Source organism: Levilactobacillus sp. LN180102 (assembly GCF_050106635.1).
Lineage (GTDB): Bacteria > Bacillota > Bacilli > Lactobacillales > Lactobacillaceae > Levilactobacillus > Levilactobacillus brevis.
This window is the reverse complement of the sequence record NZ_JBNIIX010000015.1, coordinates 1-20,575: the sequence shown is the minus strand read 5'-3', so window position 1 is coordinate 20,575 and position 20,575 is coordinate 1. Positions and strand designations below refer to the sequence as shown.

The 20,575-nt window shown below is 47.0% G+C and carries 18 protein-coding genes; 1 reads left to right on the top strand and 17 read right to left on the bottom strand.

Annotation, left to right across the window (positions count from 1 at the left end; all coding sequences use genetic code 11):
• From ACP4IT_RS09390 to rny, 17 genes are all read right to left on the bottom strand, one after another.
• The gene (locus ACP4IT_RS09390) at nt 1-270 is read right to left on the bottom strand and encodes a cell division protein ZapA (protein ID WP_011667955.1); all 270 of its coding nucleotides are present in this window, start codon (nt 268-270) and stop codon (nt 1-3) included.
• Between the two features lie 144 nt (nt 271-414).
• Complete coding sequence (locus ACP4IT_RS09385) at nt 415-726, bottom strand: DUF1292 domain-containing protein (RefSeq protein WP_011667956.1); 312 nt, start codon at nt 724-726, stop codon at nt 415-417.
• Between the two features lie 8 nt (nt 727-734).
• Nucleotides 735-1,172 carry a Holliday junction resolvase RuvX gene (gene ruvX / locus ACP4IT_RS09380; protein WP_011667957.1) on the bottom strand — a complete coding sequence of 146 codons (438 nt, stop codon included), beginning with the start codon at nt 1,170-1,172 and terminating at the stop codon, nt 735-737.
• Nucleotides 1,169-1,441, bottom strand: a complete 273-nt coding sequence (locus ACP4IT_RS09375; protein WP_024525493.1) for an IreB family regulatory phosphoprotein — start codon at nt 1,439-1,441, stop codon at nt 1,169-1,171. Before ACP4IT_RS09375 ends, ruvX begins: the two co-directional genes overlap by 4 nt.
• Nucleotides 1,442-1,552: 111 nt before the next feature.
• Nucleotides 1,553-4,192, bottom strand: a complete 2,640-nt coding sequence (gene alaS / locus ACP4IT_RS09370; RefSeq protein WP_011667959.1) for an alanine--tRNA ligase — start codon at nt 4,190-4,192, stop codon at nt 1,553-1,555.
• 311 nt (nt 4,193-4,503) lie between these two features.
• The gene (locus ACP4IT_RS09365) at nt 4,504-5,862 is read right to left on the bottom strand and encodes a DEAD/DEAH box helicase (RefSeq protein WP_011667960.1); all 1,359 of its coding nucleotides are present in this window, start codon (nt 5,860-5,862) and stop codon (nt 4,504-4,506) included.
• Complete coding sequence (locus tag ACP4IT_RS09360; RefSeq protein ID WP_024855096.1) at nt 5,859-6,824, bottom strand: DHH family phosphoesterase; 966 nt, start codon at nt 6,822-6,824, stop codon at nt 5,859-5,861. The genes ACP4IT_RS09365 and ACP4IT_RS09360 overlap by 4 nt, the downstream gene beginning before the upstream one ends.
• 96 nt (nt 6,825-6,920) lie before the next feature.
• Nucleotides 6,921-8,042, bottom strand: a complete 1,122-nt coding sequence (gene dinB, locus ACP4IT_RS09355) for a DNA polymerase IV (RefSeq protein WP_082265226.1) — start codon at nt 8,040-8,042, stop codon at nt 6,921-6,923.
• Between the two features lie 118 nt (nt 8,043-8,160).
• Complete coding sequence (gene yajC / locus ACP4IT_RS09350) at nt 8,161-8,586, bottom strand: preprotein translocase subunit YajC (protein WP_021742886.1); 426 nt, start codon at nt 8,584-8,586, stop codon at nt 8,161-8,163.
• A gap of 71 nt (nt 8,587-8,657) precedes the next feature.
• Nucleotides 8,658-9,803, bottom strand: a complete 1,146-nt coding sequence (gene tgt, locus ACP4IT_RS09345; RefSeq protein WP_024525496.1) for a tRNA guanosine(34) transglycosylase Tgt — start codon at nt 9,801-9,803, stop codon at nt 8,658-8,660.
• Between the two features lie 19 nt (nt 9,804-9,822).
• On the bottom strand, nt 9,823-10,857 hold the full coding sequence (gene queA / locus ACP4IT_RS09340) for a tRNA preQ1(34) S-adenosylmethionine ribosyltransferase-isomerase QueA (RefSeq protein ID WP_011667965.1): 1,035 nt from the start codon (nt 10,855-10,857) through the stop codon (nt 9,823-9,825).
• A 16-nt stretch (nt 10,858-10,873) separates the two neighbouring features.
• On the bottom strand, nt 10,874-11,890 hold the full coding sequence (gene ruvB / locus ACP4IT_RS09335) for a Holliday junction branch migration DNA helicase RuvB (RefSeq protein WP_011667966.1): 1,017 nt from the start codon (nt 11,888-11,890) through the stop codon (nt 10,874-10,876).
• A 15-nt stretch (nt 11,891-11,905) separates the two neighbouring features.
• A complete protein-coding gene (gene ruvA, locus ACP4IT_RS09330) occupies nt 11,906-12,514 on the bottom strand; it encodes a Holliday junction branch migration protein RuvA (protein WP_015473543.1) in 609 nt (202 codons plus the stop codon).
• A 141-nt stretch (nt 12,515-12,655) separates the two neighbouring features.
• Nucleotides 12,656-14,674 (bottom strand): DNA mismatch repair endonuclease MutL, encoded by a 2,019-nt coding sequence (gene mutL / locus ACP4IT_RS09325; protein ID WP_024855099.1) that lies wholly within the window; start codon nt 14,672-14,674, stop codon nt 12,656-12,658.
• Between the two features lie 21 nt (nt 14,675-14,695).
• The gene (mutS, locus tag ACP4IT_RS09320; protein ID WP_426855566.1) at nt 14,696-17,374 is read right to left on the bottom strand and encodes a DNA mismatch repair protein MutS; all 2,679 of its coding nucleotides are present in this window, start codon (nt 17,372-17,374) and stop codon (nt 14,696-14,698) included.
• 28 nt (nt 17,375-17,402) lie between these two features.
• Complete coding sequence (locus ACP4IT_RS09315; protein ID WP_156646902.1) at nt 17,403-18,197, bottom strand: TIGR00282 family metallophosphoesterase; 795 nt, start codon at nt 18,195-18,197, stop codon at nt 17,403-17,405.
• Between the two features lie 131 nt (nt 18,198-18,328).
• Nucleotides 18,329-19,888, bottom strand: coding sequence for a ribonuclease Y (gene rny, locus ACP4IT_RS09310; RefSeq protein ID WP_011667971.1), 1,560 nt, complete (start codon nt 19,886-19,888; stop codon nt 18,329-18,331).
• A gap of 327 nt (nt 19,889-20,215) precedes the next feature.
• On the opposite strand from rny, the gene ACP4IT_RS09305 reads away from it, so the two are divergent.
• On the top strand, nt 20,216-20,368 hold the full coding sequence (locus ACP4IT_RS09305) for a hypothetical protein (RefSeq protein WP_172757682.1): 153 nt from the start codon (nt 20,216-20,218) through the stop codon (nt 20,366-20,368).
• Nucleotides 20,369-20,575: the final 207 nt, after the last annotated feature.

The window sequence follows — 20,575 nt, the reverse complement described above, 5'->3', positions numbered from 1 at the left end:
TTAGTCCTCCGTTTCTGTCGTCTCGTCAGTTGCCGTAGCCGCCGTATCGTCTTGAGCGGCAACCATTTTCAATTGGTCGGAGACAGCATTAAACGCCATCAAAATGGCTGCGTCTTCTTTACTCATATTAGGTGATAATTGTTTTAATTGTGTGAACTGCTCATTCAAAACTTCTGTCACCGCTCGCATATGTTCGTCAGTCGCCTGACCAACGATCGTATACGTTTTGCCGGCAATAACCGCTTTAAAGCGATGTGTGTCTTCCGTCATGGTTAAATTCCCCCTGTTTTACACAATGCCTTATTTTACCATTAATCCGTTGGCGGTCGCACCCCTTGCACGCAAAATTGTAATGAACTTAAAATTCGGCATACAAAAAAGGACGGAATGTCTTCCGCCCTTTCATCATCGTGATTAGTCTTTGCTACCAGCGTTAGGATCAATGGTCCCGTCCGCTAAGAAAGTATTCAAGACTGATTCAACCATGTCCCATTCTTCATCGGACTCGATCAATTGCAAGTCACCACCGGATGGGTTAGCTGGATCATCATCAGCAGGTAACGCGTAGGCTTGGATATCAACTTCCTCGTCGTCGCTCTTACCAGCTGGGTAAATCAAAATATATGACTTACCAAAATCGTCAGATTCGAAGGTAAATAAAACATCGTATAATTCTTCATTACCGTTTTCATCAACTAATGTAATTTGTTCTTGGTCTTCGTTCATGGGAAACCTCACTTTTCTCGGGTTAATTTACCGTGCCGATCTAAATAGTTCTGCAGGATTAACCCGGCTGCTAATTTATCAATCACTTGCTTACGCTTACGGCGTGACGTATCAGCTTGTTCCACTAACATACGCTCCGCCTCAACGGTTGTCAACCGCTCATCTTCAAAATCAACGGGTAAGTTAAACCGAGCCGTCAACATGTCACCATAGCGCTTTGAAGCCTCAGCTCTGGGACCTAATGAGTTATTCATATTCTTAGGAAGACCAACCACAAACCCTTGCACATCATGACTGGCAATTAATTCGCCAACCCGATCAAGGCCAAATTGTTCTTCGTCTTCATTAATCCGAATAATCTCAACACCTTGTGCCGTCCAACCTAGTGCATCACTAACCGCAACACCTACAGTTCGTGACCCAACGTCTAATCCCATTAACTTCATGACTTTTTCACCGATCCATTCTGATTCAAGTATACCCGAACCAACTCTTCGATGATCTCATCGCGCTCATGCTTACGAATCAAGTTCCGTGCATCATTGATACGCGGAATGTACGCAGGATCGCCCGATAGCAGGTAACCGACAATCTGATTAATGGGATTGTACCCTTTTTCCTCTAGCGCTTGGTAAACCGTCACTAACGTATCGTGAACATCCTTTGGTTGATTAGCGCCAAAGTCGAAATACATCGTTTTGTCTAATGAACTCACTATAAAACACCCCCGTACTTCCTCACTTTGATTTAATTTTACTCGATTGCTTGGCAAACTACAATTAAGGTCACTTAATGTAATCTATTCGTAATACTGTAAAATGTTGGCTTACTTTTGTTCAGCCAACCAATCGGCTGCTGCCGTCATCGCATCTGGTAGGCCTGCTGGATTCTTACCACCCGCTTGAGCCAAGTTTGGCCGACCGCCACCACCACCATTGATCTTAGGTGAAATGGCCTTAATCAGGTCACCAGCTTTGACTTGCTTTTGCTTATCCGCACTCACTGCCACAATTAAATTGGCTTTACCATTCACTTCTGCGCCTAAGACCAGCACATCAGACAAGGCTTGGTCGCGCCACGTATCTGCCAAAGCACGCAATTGATCCATTTTGGAAACTTGAACGGTTCCACTGATCAATTGGTAATTACCAGCTGTCGTGACGTGGTCAAAGACAGCCCCAGCTTCTTGGCTGGCTAATTTACCTTCTAAGGTTGCTTGTTGTTGTTCTAAGGCCTTTACTTGGGCTTGTAAGGCTTGGACCTTCTGTTCAATTTCATCGACCTGAGTGACCTTTAAATCGGCTCCTACGGCATTTAAAATCTCATCGTGGTCATGCAAGTAAGCATAGGCCGCTGCAGAAGTTACCGCTTCAATCCGACGAACACCAGCACCCACCCCAGATTCAGAGGTAATCTTGAATAAACCAATTTCATTAGTGTTCTTAACGTGATTTCCACCACAAAATTCAGTGACAAAGTCCCCGGCACTAACCACCCGGACAACCTTTCCATACTTTTCACTAAATAGCGCAATGGCACCCATCTTTTTGGCTGATTCAATGTCTGTTTCAACGGTTGTTACTGGCAATTCTTCAAAAATCTTCTGGTTAACCAGTGCTTCGGCCTTGGCCAAATCAGCTGGATCTACTTGACCGAAGTGGGTAAAGTCGAATCGCAGGTAATCGCCCTCAACCAGCGAGCCCGCCTGTTGGGTGTGTTCCCCAAAGACTTCCCGCAAGGCCTTATCCAGCAAGTGAGTCGCCGTATGGTTTTTTTCAACCTTACTGTGGAAGATCGTATCAACCTTCAACTGATAGGTGGCACCGGTTTCCATCGGCGCAACCACCGTTAAGGTATGCAGATTCTGACCGTTTGGGGCATGTTGAACATCCGCAACGTGGGCCACCACATGACCAGCTTCGTCCAAGATGTCCCCTTTATCGGCAACTTGACCACCCATTTCAGCGTAAAATGGCGTCACATCAAACATTGCTTCGGCTGTGCCACTGGTGACGTGGTCAACCAGTTCGTCCCCTGCGACCAAGACCGTTAGCTTACTGGTCGTGGCTAACTGCGTGTAGCCCACATATTCACTTGGCGTCTTAACATTGATCAACAGATCATGTTGTAACCCCATTGCTTTTTGCTTGCCCCGCGCATTACGGGCACGATCTTTTTGCTTTTGCATTTCGGCTTTGAAGCCAGCCTCATCAACGGTAATTCCTTGATCATCAGCGTACTCTTCCGTCAATTCAACTGGGAACCCATACGTATCATAAAGTTTGAAGGCGTCGGCTCCAGCAATTTGATTACCGCCCTGTTGCTTCAAATCGGCAATCAAACTGTTCAACAGATTCAATCCATCCGTCAACGTTTCGCCGAATCGATCTTCTTCTGAACGAACCACCTTAGCGATGTAGTCACTTTGCTCGAGAACTTCTGGGTAATAAGCTTGCATAATTTGACCAACAACCGGTACTAATTGGTCCAGGAAAGCCCCCTCAATGCCGAGCTTTTGTCCGTTCACAATGGCCCGCCGAATTAACCGCCGAATAACGTAGCCACGGCCTTCATTACCAGGCAAGGCCCCATCACCAATGGCAAACGTAATGGCCCGCGCATGATCGGCAATTACCTTAAATGAGATATCATCTTCGGCATTAGCCCCATAGTGCTTTCCGGCGCTTAAGGCCGCTGTTTTTTCAATCAGTGGCATAAACAGGTCGGTTTCAAAATTAGTTTTGGCATTTTGGAAAATCGACACAACCCGTTCCAGGCCCATCCCCGTATCAATGTTTTTCCGTGGGAGCGGTTTGTAAGTGCCATCCGGTTCATGGTTGAACTGGGAGAACACGATGTTCCAAACTTCCAAGTAACGTTCATTTTCGCCACCAGGATAATTTTCAGGATCGTCAGCGGCTAAGTTGTTAAAGGCTTCGCCCCGATCATAGAAGATTTCAGAATCTGGACCTGAAGGCCCCTCACCAATATCCCAGAAGTTATCTTCGACGGCAATGATGTGGTCGGGAGCAACCCCTACCGCTTCCCAAGCATCCTTAGCATCCGTATCCTTGGGGTAAACCGTCATATACAATTTATCAGGGTCCCAACCAAACCAGTCAGGTGAGGTCAGTAATTCCCACGCCCAGGCAATTGCTTCTTTCTTGAAGTAATCACCAACGGAGAAGTTTCCGAGCATTTCAAACAACGTGTGGTGCCGGGCCGTTTTCCCAACATTTTCAATATCGTTAGTCCGAATACTCTTTTGCGAACTGGTCAATCGGGGGTTTTCGGGAACCACTTGACCAGAGAAATACTTCTTCATTGTGGCTACACCAGAGTTAATCCAAAGTAAAGACGGATCATCCTTGGGGACCAATGACGCGCTAGGTTCAATAGTATGCCCTTTGGACTTGAAGAAGTCCAGATACATCTGCCGAATTTGACTGCTTGTTAATTCTTTCATCGCTGCAATAACCTCCCAAAAAATGTCAAAAACACCGTTGCCCGTAAAGACGCCGAAGCGCGGTACCACTTTACTTGCAACGATGTTTTAATCGTTAACCTCTTAAACTCATAACGCTGAGTCGCGTTGTTTGTGAGGGAGCACCAAGGCCATCGTGACTCGTTTTTCGCAGCATCCAAAACGTTTCTGAAAATCACGCTGACGTGGCATATCCTCAGCTCATATATTATTGAAATATATTTAAACAGTTAGTTTATTTGTCTCCACTAGAAAGTATAGAGACCCGATTAGTCCTTGTCAATTGCAGAATGTTATTGATAACGATCGGATTCACGCTTACGCCGTTTCCGTTCACTTCGCGCACTCTGCCGTTGCGCAATCCGCCGTTCCTGATCTTTCTTGCGGTGAATTGCTTGCTTGATCTGATGCTTATACCCTGGCTTGATCTTTTTCTTCTTCTTCTTGACTAAACCAATCAGAGTTGGATCTAGCTTTTCCGTACTCTTAACCCGTTTTTGCCGCCGATTTCGGTCATAGGAATCCACAATTTCACCATTACTGATTCGTTTAGGTTGGAACTTAATCCCCATGGCTTCAATCTCGGCAATCTTGGCTTCTTCATCTGGTGAATACAAGGTAATCGCCGTTCCTGGCATACCTTGCCGCCCCGTCCGGCCAACCCGGTGAACAAAGAAATCCAAATCTTCAGGAATATCATCATTAATGACGTGTGAAACACCTTCAATATCAATACCCCGTGCCGCCAGATCCGTTGCGACAACGAATTGGAATTGAAGATTCTTCACTTCACGCATGACCCGTTTACGTTCACGCGGCTTAATCCCCCCATGAATCATGGCAACCTTTAGCCCTTGCGATTGCAAAAAGTCATGAATCTGTTCAACCCGGGTCTTCGTATTCGCGAAGATTAAAACCAGATAGGGTTCCCCCATCGTAATTAATTGATAAATTAATTGGTTCTTGTTTTGACCCTTGGTTGAAATCAACCAATTATCAATTGTAGAACTAATCACAGTTGCCGTTGGAATTTCTTCAACAACCGGATGATTCATATATTTACGCAAAAACGGATCTAACCGTTGGGGAATTGTGGCTGAAAAGACCATCATTTGCAGGTTTTTCGGCATTCTACCAGCGATTTTGTCCACTTGATCTAAGAAACCCAGATCCAAAGTCATATCGGCTTCATCGACCACAAACTGACGAGTCGTATGCACGTCCAACGCCTGTGATTGAATCAAATCTTGCACCCGACCGGGCGTTCCAATCACCAGTTGCGGTTGGTAATGCCGCAGCTTTTCAATTTGTCGTTGTTTATCCGTTCCACCAACGTAGTTTCCAATGCGAATTTCAAAGGGGGCTTCCGCCGCCAATTGTTCCGCCGCCGTACGAATCTGGTAAGCCAGTTCACGGCTTGGCGTGGTAATTACGGCTTGTACTTGGTTCTCAGAAGTCAATTGATTAAAGATGGGTAGCAAGAACGTATGGGTCTTACCACTCCCGGTTTGTGACTGACCAACGACATCGTGGCCAGCACTAATTACTGGGATTAGTTTTTCCTGAACAGCGGTTGGCTGTTGAAACCCAATCTTTTGTAGCGCCGTCATCAGATACGGCTGCAAGTTAAAATTTTTAAAATCTGCGGTCATTCATTTTCTCCTTTAGTGTCCGCCACTAACTGATCCAGTTCGTGGATGACTTGGTCAATTTCGGCCTGGTCTTTAGCCGCCGCACCACTGGCCAGCGCGTGGCCGCCCCCGCCGTGGCGCTTGGCTAATTCATTGATCGAAGGCCCCTTCGATCGTAGTCGTACGCGGAAGGTCTTGTCCTTGGACTCTACAAAGATGGCCCAAGCCACGACTGATGTGATCTTACCTGGCAGTGGCACAATGGCTGACGTGGAATCACTAGCTGCCAAACCAAAAGATTCGACAATTTCATCCGTCAACTTGAGGTACGCTGCACCACTGGGCAAAATTTCCAAGTTCTGATAGGCATACGCCGACAGCCGGGCCATCTCTGGTGAAATTTCATCTTCGGCTTGATTAACCGCCGTCATTGAAAAATCATAAGCTAATAGCTTACCCGCCACGGCAAACGTGTTGGCTGATGTTGCCGGATACATGAAACGTCCGGTATCCCCTACGATGCCTGCATAAAGTAGGCGCGCTGCATCATCGGGCATCGTCAAGTCAGTGTGATTTGCTTCAAACCAATCATAGATGATCTCTGAGGTACTGGACGCCTGTGGTAATACCCACTGTAAGTCACCGAATGCGTCATCATTAGGATGATGATCAATCTTAATGACTGCGGCCCCGTTTTGCCACCGTTCGTCATCTACTCGTGGTTGGTTTGCCGTATCCACGACAATCACTAAGGCCTGGTGATACGTGTCATCACTAACCTCTTGGTCGGCTTGCCCCATCCAGTCAAATCCCGGATAGTGCTTACCCACAGCCACCACCGTTTTTTCAGGAAAACTAGCGCGTAAAATAGCCCGCAATGCCAACTGGGCCCCAATACAATCCGGATCAGGACGCTGATGACGGTGAATAATAATGGTTTGATACTGTTTGATTTTTTCTAAAATGGCTGTTTCAATTGCCATGTGGTTCACCCATTTTCTATCCGATTTTTCGACGAAGACGCGTCGATACCGCGTTTTAGTATACAAGTTTTGCCGACTAATTACAAAGAAAGTCTGCTAATTCAATCGATCCGAGTCAAATAATGGCAACCGCACATTTTCAAACGTCTGCGCGGCCAACCCCGTAATCGTAATACCAAGTAGCCGAACTTGCTCATTTTCGCCAGCAACACTTTGATATAAGTCCAGTGCTAAATCGTAATAGGTCTGCGCATCGTTTGCCATAAAATCGGCTTGGGTGTAGCGCTTAGTGAGGGTTTTAAACGCACTGGTTCGCAGCTTTAACACCAAGGTTTTACCGTGCCGCTGTTTTTCTTGAACCGTTGCCGCCACCATTTCGGCCAGTCGTTGTAATTGATTTTCAACTTCACCTAACGTGGTCAGTGGCGGCCCGTATGTCCGTTCCTTGCCAATAGATTTACGTTCACGCTGGTAGGCAACCGGCCGCTCATCAATTCCCCGGACCCGCTGATACAAAACATAGCCAAATTTGCCAAACTCATGAATGAGGGCCAACTCCGACCAGTGATACAGGTCGGCTCCGGTATGAATGCCCAACTCATGCATTTTAGGTACCGTCTTCTTCCCAACTCCCCGAAACCGTTCGATCGGTAACGCCATCAAAAAATCATGAGCGTCTTCCGGCAAAATAACGCTGACGCCAACCGGTTTTCGAAAGTCCGAAGCTTCCTTAGCCAAAAACTTGCTATAGGAAATGCCCGTTGAGCAGGTTAAATGGGTCTTTTCAAAAATCTCAACCTGAATCTCGTGAGCGACCTGGACGGCTGAATGTAAATGATGTTTATTCTCAGTCACATCCAAATAGGCTTCGTCAAAAGCCACTGGTTCAATTTTGTCCGTGTATTCGTGGAAAATTTCATGAATTTGGTCAGAAATTTGTCGGTACAACGGAAAGTTGGGCGGTTGAAAAATGGCCTGCGGGGCTAATTTCAATGCCTCGTTGGCATTCATGGCTGAATGTACCCCCAACTGCCGGGCCGCATAATTGGCTGTGGCAACCACGCCGCGTCCACCGGTTTTCCGTGGGTCTTGAGCAATAATTAACGGGTGTTGTTTAAATGCTGGATGGTCACGCTCCTCAATTGACGCATAAAAAGCATCCATATCAACGTGAATAATTTTTCGTTGAGTAAATTGAGCTGGAATCAACGTCACCACCTCCTCGAATAGTTAAATTATACCCGAACGGGCGTTTGCCTTCAACTTAAAACCCGCATATCTAACCCCTAAAAAGCCGAAAAAAAACGGCCTCCAGGAGACCGCACTTTTATGACACTTATTTAGCTGACTCATCGTCAGTCTTTTCAGCTGGTTCATCACTGGCTGATTCGTCAGTATTTTCAGCTGGCGTGTCTGCACTAGCACTAGTTGTGTCAGCACTGACAGGTGCCGTGACAGCTTGTGGTGCCTGTGACGTTACTTGAGCGATTGCTCGTAAGTCAAAGACCAAGTAGATCCCGTCACAATCCAAGGTAACCGTTTGGTCAGCTTGGTTGATTTCATCGATAACCCCGTGTAACCGGCTAATCGTGATGACATGGTCACCCTTTTTAAGTTGGCTCATCATGTCCTTATGCTTCTTTTGCTGCTTTTGTTGTGGCCGCAACATTAAGAAATACATCAAGCCTAAGAAAACAACTAGAATAAGTAATGTTGAGTACCCACCACCAGCGGCAGCACCAATTGCAAGATTTCCTAACACATTTGTTCACCCCTTTATGCTCTATCTATTGGACAACTTTACCAGAATCCGGGGAATCCGTCCAATTATTTCTAGAAATTCTTCGGATGTTCGGCATTGTAGCCATACGTTTCAAAAACCTCTTCGCGAAGTTCCGTCAAATTATCATCCATAATCGCCTGACGAACACGCTTCATCAATTGATGCAAGAAGTAGAGATTATGATAACTAGCCAGACGTTGGCCAAAGGCTTCATCCGCTTTAAACAAATGACGTAAGTAAGCCCGGGTATAATTCCGACACGTGTAACAATCACAGTCCGGATCTAATGGTCGAAAATCATGGGCGTAAGCCGCATTCTTCACGACTAATCGACCATGGGTGGTCATGCACGTCCCTTTACGAGCAATTCGAGTTGGCAACACGCAGTCAAACATGTCAACGCCACGCATAACCCCGTCAATCAGTGAATCTGCTGTTCCAACTCCCATTAAGTACCGGGGTTTATTGGTTGGCAACAAGGGCGTCGTGAAGTCTAAAACCCGGTTCATCTCAGCCTTGGATTCCCCAACTGACAAGCCGCCAATGGAGTAACCCGGAAAATCTAAACTGACCAAGTCTTTGGCAGATTGGCGCCGTAAATCCTCAAAACCAGCCCCCTGAACGATACCAAACAAGCCTTGAGTGGCGGGGTTAGCATGCGCCCGAAGTCCCCGTTCAGCCCAACGACTCGTACGTTCTACCGAATGCTTGACGTAGTCGTAACTTTCAAAAAATGGTGGGCACTCATCTAAGCTCATCATGATATCTGGGCCCAGCTTATTTTGAATGTCAATGGCCTTTTCTGGTGACAAGAATAGGCGATCCCCGTTAAGTTCATTACGGAAATGCACGCCCTCTTCGGTTAACTTCCGGTGCTTAGCCAGTGAAAAGACTTGAAAGCCACCGGAGTCGGTCAAAATCCCCTTGTCCCAGTTCATAAATTTATGCAACCCACCAGCCTCTTGCACGAGGTCTGGGCCTGGTTGCAGCCACAAGTGATAAGTATTGGCCAAGATCACCTGTGAGCCCATTTCATCCAATTCTTCCGGGCTAATTGCCCCCTTGATGGCTGCTTGGGTCCCCACTGGCATAAACATCGGCGTCTTAAAGGTTCCATGTGGGGTAATCAATTCGCCAAGCCGGGCGCCAGTGTGCTTTTCAGTTTTAATCAAATGATACTTAATCGCGGGTTCCATGAATCATCCTCCAATTGCATTACTTGATAAACATTGCGTCGCCAAAGCTAAAGAACCGGTACTTTTCTTCAATGGCATGGTGATAAGCGTTTAAGATCTGATCGCGGCCCGTGAAAGCAGCGACTAACATAACGAGCGTAGATTTAGGCAAATGGAAATTCGTAATGAAGGCATTGACCACTTGCCACTGATAACCCGGTTTAATAAAAATATCCGTCCAGCCAGAATCCGGCTTAATTTCACCCTTAAACTTCGTCCCAATCGTTTCTAGGGTACGAATTGACGTCGTTCCCGTTGCGATAATCCGACCACCATTGGCCCGAACCTCATTCAACGTTGCCGCAGCCGCTTCATCTAGACGATAAAACTCACTGTGCATCTTATGATCTTCAATATTAGCCTCTTCAACTGGTCGGAACGTCCCTAAACCGACGTGTAAGGTGATGTAAACCAGTTTAACCCCCTTAGCAGCTACCTGATCCAACAACTCTTGTGTCCAATGTAGTCCCGCCGTTGGTGCAGCGGCAGACCCATTTTCCTTCGCGTAGACTGTCTGGTAACGGTCCGGATCATCTAACTTCTCTTTGATATATGGTGGCAGTGGGGTTTCACCCAGCTGTTCCAAGATCTCCATAAAAATTCCATCATAGTGAAATTCGATCAGCCGAATCCCGTCTTCACGTTCTTCCGTCACCGTTGCTGTCAATTGGCCATCACCAAAGGTAACCGTTGTTCCGACACGTAAGCGCTTGGCCGGCTTCATTAACGTTTCCCACACGTCACCTTCAACATTGTGCAATAACAGGACTTCCACGTGTCCACCAGTTTCTGGCTTAATGCCGTACAGCCGGGCTGGCATGACCCGTGAATTATTCATCACAACGGCATCCCCGGCGTGTAGTTCATCTAAGATATCGTAGAAGTGCTTATCTTCTAACGTATTAGCTTGATGGTCCAACACCAGTAGCCGCGACGTATCACGTTGCTTAATGGGGGTCTGGGCAATGAGTTCATGTGGTAAATCGTAATCAAAATCGTCTAGCGTATAAGCCATAATCAGTTCGACTCCTTTAGTTGTTATCTGGCATGGTGCGTCCCAAGTGTTGATAGCCGGTAGCCGTCACAACTCGACCACGTGCCGTTCGTTTTAAATACCCCCGCTGTAAGAGGTAGGGTTCATACATCGCAGCAACTGTTTCGGTTTCCTCACCAATGTTGGCCGCCAAGGTATTCAACCCCACCGGACCGCCATTGTAATAGTCAATCATCGTCTCTAATAGCTTAATATCGGTGGCATCTAGGCCTGCCGAGTCCACCCGTAACAGATCTAGGGCATGGTCAACAATTGCCAAATCTATCTGGTCGTGGTCTGGGGCCACTTCCGCGAAATCACGAATCCGTTTTAACAACCGGTTGGCAATTCGTGGTGTTCCTCGCGAACGCAAGGCAATCTCATGAGCTCCCTCAGTCGCAATGGCCGTATGAAAGATATCAGCTGACCGCAGTACAATTTCCTGCAAATCAGTTGTTTCATAATAGGCCATATGCTCCACAATACCAAAACGATCACGCAATGGGGCCGACAATAATCCTGCTCGGGTCGTCGCACCAATTAACGTAAAGGGTGGCAGAGGGAAATGCACGGGATGAGCAGTTGGTCCCTGTCCCACCACGATATCAATGTAGAAATCCTCCATTGCTGAATACAACATTTCTTCAACAATCTTAGGTAGTCGGTGAATTTCATCGATAAATAAAATATCTCCGGGTTGCAACTCATTCAGTAACGCCACCAAATCACCCGGCTTTTCAATCGCTGGCCCACTAGTGGTGCGAATCTGAACACCCATTTCGTTGGCAATCACCATCGCTAACGTGGTTTTCCCCAGGCCCGGTGGTCCATATAGCAGAACGTGATCCAACGATTCTTCGCGTTGTTTAGCCGCTTGAATATACACCGACAATTCATGTTTAATCGGTTCTTGCCCAATGTATTGCGCTAAGACTTGGGGCCGTAACGACTTTTCAACAGAATCTTCATGGTCATCAGCCGTTTCTGGGGATACGACGCGTTCATCATCTACCATTGCTTTTCCCCCTTCCTATTTAGTCAACAGCCGCAATCCTTCACTCAAGTAATCATTGGTTGTTTGACCATTAAACTGACGCAATTGCGCGGTGATTTTCTTAACCGCCGTCTCCCGGTATCCCAGTGCCGTCAACGCTGCCAAGGCATCGGCTAACTGCGGATTTTCAGTGGTTGTCGGGGCCACTTCTGGTGTGAACAGGGTATTATCATCAGTAGCCGGTGCTAAATCATCTAACTTATTTTGCAAGTCTAACACGATTTGACCAGCCGTCTTCTTCCCCACCCCAGGGAACTTGGTTAAGAATCCAGTATCGTTGGTTTTAATTGCCATCATCAGTCCCTGATGATCCGGATTAGCCAAAATGGCCAACGCACTTTTAGGGCCAATACCGTTGACATTAATTAATTTTAGAAATAATTGTTTTTCAGCAAAATCACTAAACCCGTATAAGGTTTGTGCCGTATCGCTGACTGCCTGATACACATAAATCGTAATTGCTGTGGCACTCACTTCATAACGATAGGGGTTCGCCGTATTCACTAAATAACCGACGCCATTGACATCTACCACTACATGGTCCGGATAGACCGCTGTAATGAGGCCGTGAAGGTATTCGTACATTCCAGTAACTCTCCTTTAAGAAAACGTATGTTTGCTTCTCAAATTGTACCACATCAGGTTGCAAAACTGGTAATTTTACTGGTTCAGCCTGCAACCCAATCATCTAGCCACTTACACCCATTACCGGAAATCCAACAGGCCTTACGCCTCTTCCCAATCATCCCCACTGTGGTGTGGGTCCTGAATCCGCTTGAATAATTTTTCCAAATCCTGATCCGTGAAATGAACCAAGACTGGTCGGCCATGTGGACAGTTGAAAGGATTCTCAGCTGTTGCCAATTTCTGGAGTAACGCCCGGGCTTGCTGATCGTCAAGGTGATGATTGGCTTTAATTGCCCGTTTACAACTCATCATAATTGCCGTCTTTTCCCGAAAAGCAGCGACCGAGATTTTGCCATCTTTGAGCACCCAATCAATCATTTCTTGAATGGTTGCCGTCTCTTGTCCTGCTTTGAACCACGTTGGATGTTCGTGCACAATGAAGCTGTTTGGTCCAAATGAGTCTAAGTGAATGCCCACACTTGCCAATGTTTCCAAGTGATTCGTCAACTCCAAGACATCCGTCGTTGGATAATCTAATACGATTGGCACCAATAATTTCTGTTCATCATCACTGACTTCACCAATTGCCTGACGGTAAAATTCATAATTCACCCGTTCTTGGGCTGCGTGTTGATCAACCAGGTATAGGCCATCATCCGCTTCTGCTAACAAGTAAGTTCCGTGAACCTGTCCCAAATAGCGCAAAGTTGGGAACCGTTGTGCTGGTGTTGCTTGAACGGGTTCAATTGGTGCTGTTGCCTCTACGGCAGGCTGGTCGACAGCAGCAGAGGCCGCAGATTGTCCCAATGGCGCGGCGACCTGTTCTTGTCGATATTTGGCATCAAAGCGCTGAACTGCTGGCGTCGCAAAATCGCGCTTATCATGAACCACTACTGGCTCAACGGGGACTTCCTCCGGCGTTTGTAACGGTGCGGGCTGTCCCACTGACGTTGCGACCGGCGCAGCGTCACTTGGCTGGGCAACACTTTCACTAGGCATCTGTTGGGCACCCAGAACCTGCCGATCGGACATGTCGTACTTGGCCGAAACGTCATTTAACGCCATCGTCAGTTGATCCGTTGTTTTAGTTTCCGGCTGTTTAGTTTGGACCTCATCAAACACATCTGGAATCAGATTTTCTTGGGACAAGCGCTTGAAGACGGTCTCTTGAATGAGCTGGGTTAACTCAGCTTCTTGGCTGATGCGCACTTCTTGCTTGGTTGGATGCACGTTCACATCCACTAAAAGTGGATCCATCTGGATGTCTAAAACCGCCAGTGGGTAGCGACCAACCATTAACTTGGAGCCGTATCCCGCAATCAACGCCTTACTCAATTGAAAGTTGTGGATATAACGCCCATTCAACAAAAGTGAAATATACTGCCGACTTGCACGCGTCAGCTCCGGTAAACTTACATATCCCGATACCCGAAAGTCTGGATTTTGCCCACTAATCGCCACCATTTTGCGGGCACTCTGGACACCATAAATACCGGCAATGACTTGTTGTAAGTCACCACGCCCAGTTGTCCGGGTCAGCTCGCGACCATTATGGACTAATGAAAAAGCAACCGTCGGATAACTCAGTGCTAAGCGATTAACGATATCCGTAATCCGCGCTAATTCCGTTGCTGGTGACTTCAGATACTTTAACCGAGCGGGAACGTTACCAAACAGCTCTTTAACAATCACCGTGGTTCCCTTACGCGCTTCGGCCGCCTTGTGTTCTTGAATAATTCCACCGACATTATGAATCTCAGTTCCGACACCGCCAGTTGACGTAATCAAGGTCACGTCGGCGACAGACGCGATACTGGGCAACGCTTCACCACGAAAGCCCAACGACTTAATCCGAAACAAGTCACGCCGATCCGTAATTTTACTGGTAGCATGCCGCTTAAAAGCCATCTCACTATCTTCATCGGCAATCCCATCACCGTCATCAACAACGACAATACGCTGTAGGCCGGCTTCTTCTACCGTAATATCAATTTGCGTGCTGTGAGCATCGATGGCATTTTCCACCAATTCTTTAACCACTGAGGCTGGTCGCTCAACCACTTCACCCGCTGCAATCTGGTCAGCTAGAACTGACGCTAATTCATGAATTTTTGGCACTGCCATCCGCTCCTTTCGTCATTATTTAGTCAGCTTTTGTTGCCACTGGTAGACCTGATTCATAATCGCCATGGGGGTCATCCCCATGAGATTCAACTGACTGATCTGTTCCAATACCTTAGCCTGAGCTGGGCTCAACTCTGGGGCATCTGAGAACAATGATAATTGTTGGTCCGTTTCAGAAATTGCTGTCGCCTTTTCTTGCGGTTCTGGCGCGCTTGCGGCAACGTCCTGCGCTACCACCGAATCACTTACCGGTGCTTGGGCAGGCTCAGCCGGTGCACTACTTGACTGAGAAGCAGCCGCCGCTGGCTGATTAGCCGCACTCTGTTCCAGATCTGTCAAAATAACTTCGGCACGTTGAAGCAGCTTGATTGGCATTCCTGCTAACTTGGCCACGTGAATACCGTAAGATTTGTCCGCAGGGCCTGGTTGCATCTGATGTAAGAAAACTAAGTCGCCATCTCGTTCAACGGCACCCACATGAACATTCTTTAATTGCTTGAGTGATTCATCTAAAGCCGTTAGTTCGTGATAGTGCGTTGAGAACAACGTCTTGGCGTGAACGCGATTATGAACGTACTCAATGATCGCTTGTGCCAAAGCCATCCCATCATAGGTCGCCGTTCCCCGGCCAATTTCATCAAATAGAATCAAGCTGTTAGCCGTGGCGTGACTCAGTGCCCGATTGGCCTCTTGCATTTCGACCATGAATGTACTCTGCCCCGAAATTAAATCATCGGCCGCACCAATCCGTGTAAAGATCTGATCGAAGATGGGCATTTCAGCTGCTTCAGCTGGGACAAAGCAACCCATTTGCGCCATAATCACCGTCAAGGCTAATTGGCGCATATAGGTACTTTTACCAGACATATTGGGTCCCGTAATCAGCAAAATATTGGTTTGGTCATCCATCGTAACATCATTGGGCACATAAGATTGTCGGCCTAATACCTTTTCAACCACCGGATGCCGACCTTGGGTAATCTTTAGCTGATGACCACTCACTAGCTTAGGCTGAACAAAGTGATAGTCTTCGCTGACGACTGCAAAGCTCTGCAAAACATCCAAACTGGCGATAACTGCGGCTAATTTTTGCAGTCTCGTAATGGCCGCTTTAACCTGTTCGCGAAGTTCCACGAACAACTTATATTCCAAAGCCACCGATTTTTCCTCAGCCTCTAAAATCAACCGTTCTTTTTCCTTTAATTCTGGTGTCGAGAACCGTTCTGCATTGGTCAAAGTCTGTTTTCGCTCATAACGGTCGGCTGGTAATTTACTCAAATTGACCTTAGTCACTTCGATGTAGTAGCCAAAGACATGGTTGTAGCCAATTTTTAAATTATTAATCCCAGTAACTTCACGTTCATGGGCTTCCAATTCGGCTAACCAGGTCTTCCCATTACGCATAGCGTCACGATACTCGTCAAGTTGCGCATTAAACCCGTCACGAATAACGCCACCATCGGCAACGGATAAGGGCGGTTCTGGCACAATCGCAGCACGAATAGCATCAGCCACGTCACTGACTGGATCTAAGCCTGCCAAAGTGGTATCAAAGACTGGCTCGTCAAGTTCTTCAATGGTATGTTGAATCTGGGGGACTTGTTCGAGGGACGTTTGCAGCTGGATCAAATCACGCCCATTAACGCTCCCAAAAGCCACTCGACCAGCCAATCGCTCAAGATCATAGACTTTGACTAACTCTTCTTGCAAGCTATTTCGTTCAAAGTAATGATCCAGCAGCGCGGCCACGCGTGCTTGCCGGTTTTCAATCTGTTGACGATCAATTAATGGGCGATCTAACCACTGCTTTAACAGCCGCCCACCCATGGCTGTCTTAGTTTCATCCAGCAACCACAGTAGCGTTCCTGATTTTTTTTTGGTCCGCAAGTTTTGCGTCAGTTCCAGATTCGTTTGCGAAGCGTGATCCATCTTCAAAAAGGCCGTTGGTTGATAAACAACTGCCCGTTGCAAATGCGCTAAACTTCGCTTTTGTGTCACCGTCACATAGGTCACTAAGACACCCACAACTTGTCGTAATAAATCCGTGGTTAAGTCCTGCTCGACGTAGCTAATCTCTGAGCTAGTTTGGATGGCATCTTGCGTCGAAATCATCATGCCTAACTGCTTCATGCGTTGGCGTAGTCCCTCGGCAACCGTGGTATCAACCACGACTTCTTTGGTTTGTAGACTCATCAGCTCGTTCAACACAGCATCCTCGCCAGTGATCGCAGCAGCTTTCAGCTCACCGGTTGACAAGTCGGTGTAGGCCAGACCATACTCGCCTGAATCAGCCAACGTCAAGGCCGTCAGATAATTATTACGCTTGGCACCAGCTGCGCCAGTATCCGTTTGTGTCCCCGGCGTAACCAATTGGATTACTTCGCGCTTAACCATCCCTTTGGCAAGCTTGGGATCTTCCATTTGTTCACAAATGGCAACCTTATAGCCCTGATCTACCAAAATATCAATGTAGCTCTGGACGGCCTTATGGGGCACGCCACACATTGGGATGGGATTCTTAGCGCTGTGACTCCGGGTCGTTAGCGTCAACTCCAATAATTGTGACCCCTTGACTGCATCCTCATTAAACATCTCATAGAAGTCACCGAGACGATAGAATAAAAAGGCATCGGGGTATTGATCCTTAATCTTCTGATACTGCTCCATCATAGGGGTTGTGCTTGTTTTAGTCATGAAAAATGGTTCATCCTTCCATCATCGATTAACTTTGGTAGGGGTGCTGCGGGCTAATCAGGATTGGCCGAATTGCCGTTGCATGCCCTGTTTTATCATTCAAATCAATTATGGCGCCGGAAAGTAATCCCGGACCAGCCGCCTGTACCGTGTAACGCGTTGGTCGTTGATTCTCAAAGCGCTCAATCACACTGTCTGCTTGCATGCCTAAGATACTATCAGCAGGACCGGTCATGCCGGCTTCCGTCATAAAGGCCGTCCCGCCAGCTAAGACTTGCGCATCACTAGTTTGAACGTGTGTGTGCGTACCAACAACCGCGGAAACCTGGCCATCATAGCGCATAGCAAAGGCCCGTTTCTCACTCGTCGTCTCGGCATGAAAATCAACAAACACAAAGTCTGTTTCTAACTTAGGAAACAAATCATGCATCTTAGCAAAGGGATCGTCTAAAGGATTCATAAAGACTCGGCCTTGCAGATTAACAACGGCCAATATCTGCTGATTAACTTTTACTTTAGTCCACCCTTGTCCGGGGGTGACGCCGGGAAAATTGGCTGGCCGAACTAGGCGCTTGGCATCACCAATGAAGTCATACAATTCAGCGTTATCCCACGTATGATTGCCCATCGTCACTACATCGGCGCCATCCTTGAGAAGCTGCTTATAAATGGTTTGACTAATCCCGCGGCCAACCGGGGTTGAATTTTCCCCATTCACAATCGTCACCTGTGGTTTTAGGTCCCGCTTGAGCTGTGGCAGGTACTCATGAATCATCGCCATTCCTAAGTTCCCAACAACATCGCCGACAAACAAAATTCGCATTTTCGTTCCCCTATCTAGCCTTCGTGGCCACTGACCCATGAGCCAGTTCTATTAAATACCCTCTATTTTACCATGCTTTGCGTCTCAACAGACGTAAAAAAGCTAGAACCAACTGGCCTAGCTTCTCTGACTTATTTTGCATATTCAACTGATCGTACTTCCCGAATAACAGAAACCTTGACGTGACCTGGATAATCCAAGTCACCTTCAATCTGCTGTTTAATGTCTCGTGCCAAGACCACAGCATCCGTATCCGAAATCCGATCGGGCCGTACAATGACTCGAACCTCTCGTCCCGCTTGAATGGCAAAACTATGATCCACGCCGTCAAATTCATTGGCGATGGTCTCCAGTTTATCCAAACGGTGAATATAGCTTTCTAAGGAATCCGAGCGTGCACCTGGACGCGTCGCTGAAATGATATCAGCGGTGCTAACCAGTTCCGCAATCACAGACTGCGCGGCCGTTTCTTCTGCTTGAGCGGCGATTGCATTGACGACAACGGAACTTTCACGATACTTCTTTGTCAGTTCCATTCCCGTGGTAATGTAAGAATTATCGTCTTCATGCTCAGCAGCACGACCAATATCGTGTAATAATCCTGCACGTTTTGCTAACGTAACATCCTCACCTAATTCAGCTGCTAACACCCCAGTGATTTTAGCAACTTCGATTGAATGGGCCAACGCGTTTTGCCCATGAGAAATCCGAAAGTTCAAGCGACCAACGAGCTTGACCAACTCGGGATGCATGGAATGAATGCCCAGGTCAAAGGTTGCTTGCTCGCCAAGCTCCCGGACGTGTTCGTCCAGTTCTTTTTTGGCCTTTGCCACCATTTCTTCAATCCGGGCTGGATGAATCCGCCCGTCTTGAATCAATTTTTCCAACGCAATCTTGGCCACTTCCCGCCGTAATGGATCAAATCCACTCAACACCACTGCTTCCGGCGTATCATCAATAATTAAATCAATACCCGTTAGCGTTTCGAGTGTTCGAATGTTTCGCCCTTCACGACCGATGATCCGGCCTTTCATGTCATCATTTGGTAACGTCACCACAGTAATCGTAGTTTCAGTTACCATATCAGCAGCACTTCGCTGAATAGCTGACACAATCAGATCCTTAGCGTTGGCCTGAGCCGTCTTACGCGCGGTCTCTTCACTTTCTTTAATCATCTTTGCTCGTTCGCTGGCCAAAGCTGTTTTGGCTTCGGAAATAATCAGCTCACGCGCATCATCCTGGGATAAGGCGGCAACGGCTTCCACCGCTGCCTGGCGTTTTTCAATCAGTGAGTCTGCTTGCTGTTGCTTCTTAACTAAATTCTGCTCTTCAGCACTGAGTTTCTTGTCCCGTCGATTTAGCGAGTTTTCGCGTTTTTCCAGAGAGTTATCTTTCCGGTCCAACGTTTCTTCCCGTTGAATCAAGCGATCTTCTTGCTTCTGAACTTCGGCACGACGTTCTTTCAGCTCGGTTTCGACCTCCGCGCGGTACTTGTGACTGTCTTCCTTGGCCTCTAACAGAGCTTCCTTGGTCGCAGTCTCAGCCTGCTTCTTAGCTTCAGCTAAGACACCAGCAGCGGTGTACTTAGCTGCATCTAGTTTCCGCTCGTGAACGGACTTACGTAAATAATACCCGCCCACAACACCAACAACGATAGCGATGATTGCGAGGATTACAATTGGAACACTCATGATTCCACCTCCGCATCATCAAAAATGACTAATAGTTAAATCAGACGTTTTAAGATGTTCATTTGCTAATTTGACACAACCTTAATTTTAATGGTTGCCCTCAATGCTGTCAACTAAACTCGCCGGAATCCACCAGTATCCACGCAAATAATTCATTAATCACGGGTTTGCCGGTTAAGACGGTTAACCTTAGGTCGGTTAACTTCTAAGAATTAAGAATTTTCTCGAACTAAAGTGATCTTTACTAACCCGACTATTCAGGGGTTATTTCAATTACGTTCAAAGTTGCAGCAACTATGATTCTTAATAAGAAAGGAGTGCTGCCACATGAAGGCGATTATCTTGGCTTTTTCAGTTATGCCGCTTGATTGTCTCTGGATCGTTACTTCGCCACACTTCGGTATGAACCAAATTATCGGTCTGATTATTCTCTTAGGCGTTACCGGCTATCTGCTGAGCAAATTGCAACGTCAACAATAAGCTAGCGTACCACTTCTTTAAATGGCTCTATGATATTTGGTGTTGATGGATAAAATCCATCGACGCCTTTTTTTCAAAACAAACTAAAAAGGGCATACTGCCCTGTGCTACAATCAAGTCGACGAAAACCAATTGAAAGCGAGTGAACAGTATGTCCCAAGACCAGTCTACTAGACTTTTACTTCAAATTAAAGATAAAAATATAAC

Coding starts and splice junctions, on each gene's coding strand:
- ACP4IT_RS09390 (WP_011667955.1), bottom strand. CDS start 270: ATGACGGAAGACACACATCGCTTTAAAGCGGTTATTGCCGGCAAAACG.
- ACP4IT_RS09385 (WP_011667956.1), bottom strand. CDS start 726: ATGAACGAAGACCAAGAACAAATTACATTAGTTGATGAAAACGGTAAT.
- ruvX (WP_011667957.1), bottom strand. CDS start 1,172: ATGAAGTTAATGGGATTAGACGTTGGGTCACGAACTGTAGGTGTTGCG.
- alaS (WP_011667959.1), bottom strand. CDS start 4,192: ATGAAAGAATTAACAAGCAGTCAAATTCGGCAGATGTATCTGGACTTC.
- ACP4IT_RS09365 (WP_011667960.1), bottom strand. CDS start 5,862: ATGACCGCAGATTTTAAAAATTTTAACTTGCAGCCGTATCTGATGACG.
- ACP4IT_RS09360 (WP_024855096.1), bottom strand. CDS start 6,824: ATGGCAATTGAAACAGCCATTTTAGAAAAAATCAAACAGTATCAAACC.
- tgt (WP_024525496.1), bottom strand. CDS start 9,803: ATGGAACCCGCGATTAAGTATCATTTGATTAAAACTGAAAAGCACACT.
- queA (WP_011667965.1), bottom strand. CDS start 10,857: ATGGCTTATACGCTAGACGATTTTGATTACGATTTACCACATGAACTC.
- ruvB (WP_011667966.1), bottom strand. CDS start 11,890: ATGGTAGATGATGAACGCGTCGTATCCCCAGAAACGGCTGATGACCAT.
- ruvA (WP_015473543.1), bottom strand. CDS start 12,514: ATGTACGAATACCTTCACGGCCTCATTACAGCGGTCTATCCGGACCAT.
- mutS (WP_426855566.1), bottom strand. CDS start 17,374: ATGACTAAAACAAGCACAACCCCTATGATGGAGCAGTATCAGAAGATT.
- ACP4IT_RS09315 (WP_156646902.1), bottom strand. CDS start 18,197: ATGCGAATTTTGTTTGTCGGCGATGTTGTTGGGAACTTAGGAATGGCG.
- rny (WP_011667971.1), bottom strand. CDS start 19,888: ATGAGTGTTCCAATTGTAATCCTCGCAATCATCGCTATCGTTGTTGGT.
- ACP4IT_RS09305 (WP_172757682.1), top strand. CDS start 20,216: ATGAAGGCGATTATCTTGGCTTTTTCAGTTATGCCGCTTGATTGTCTC.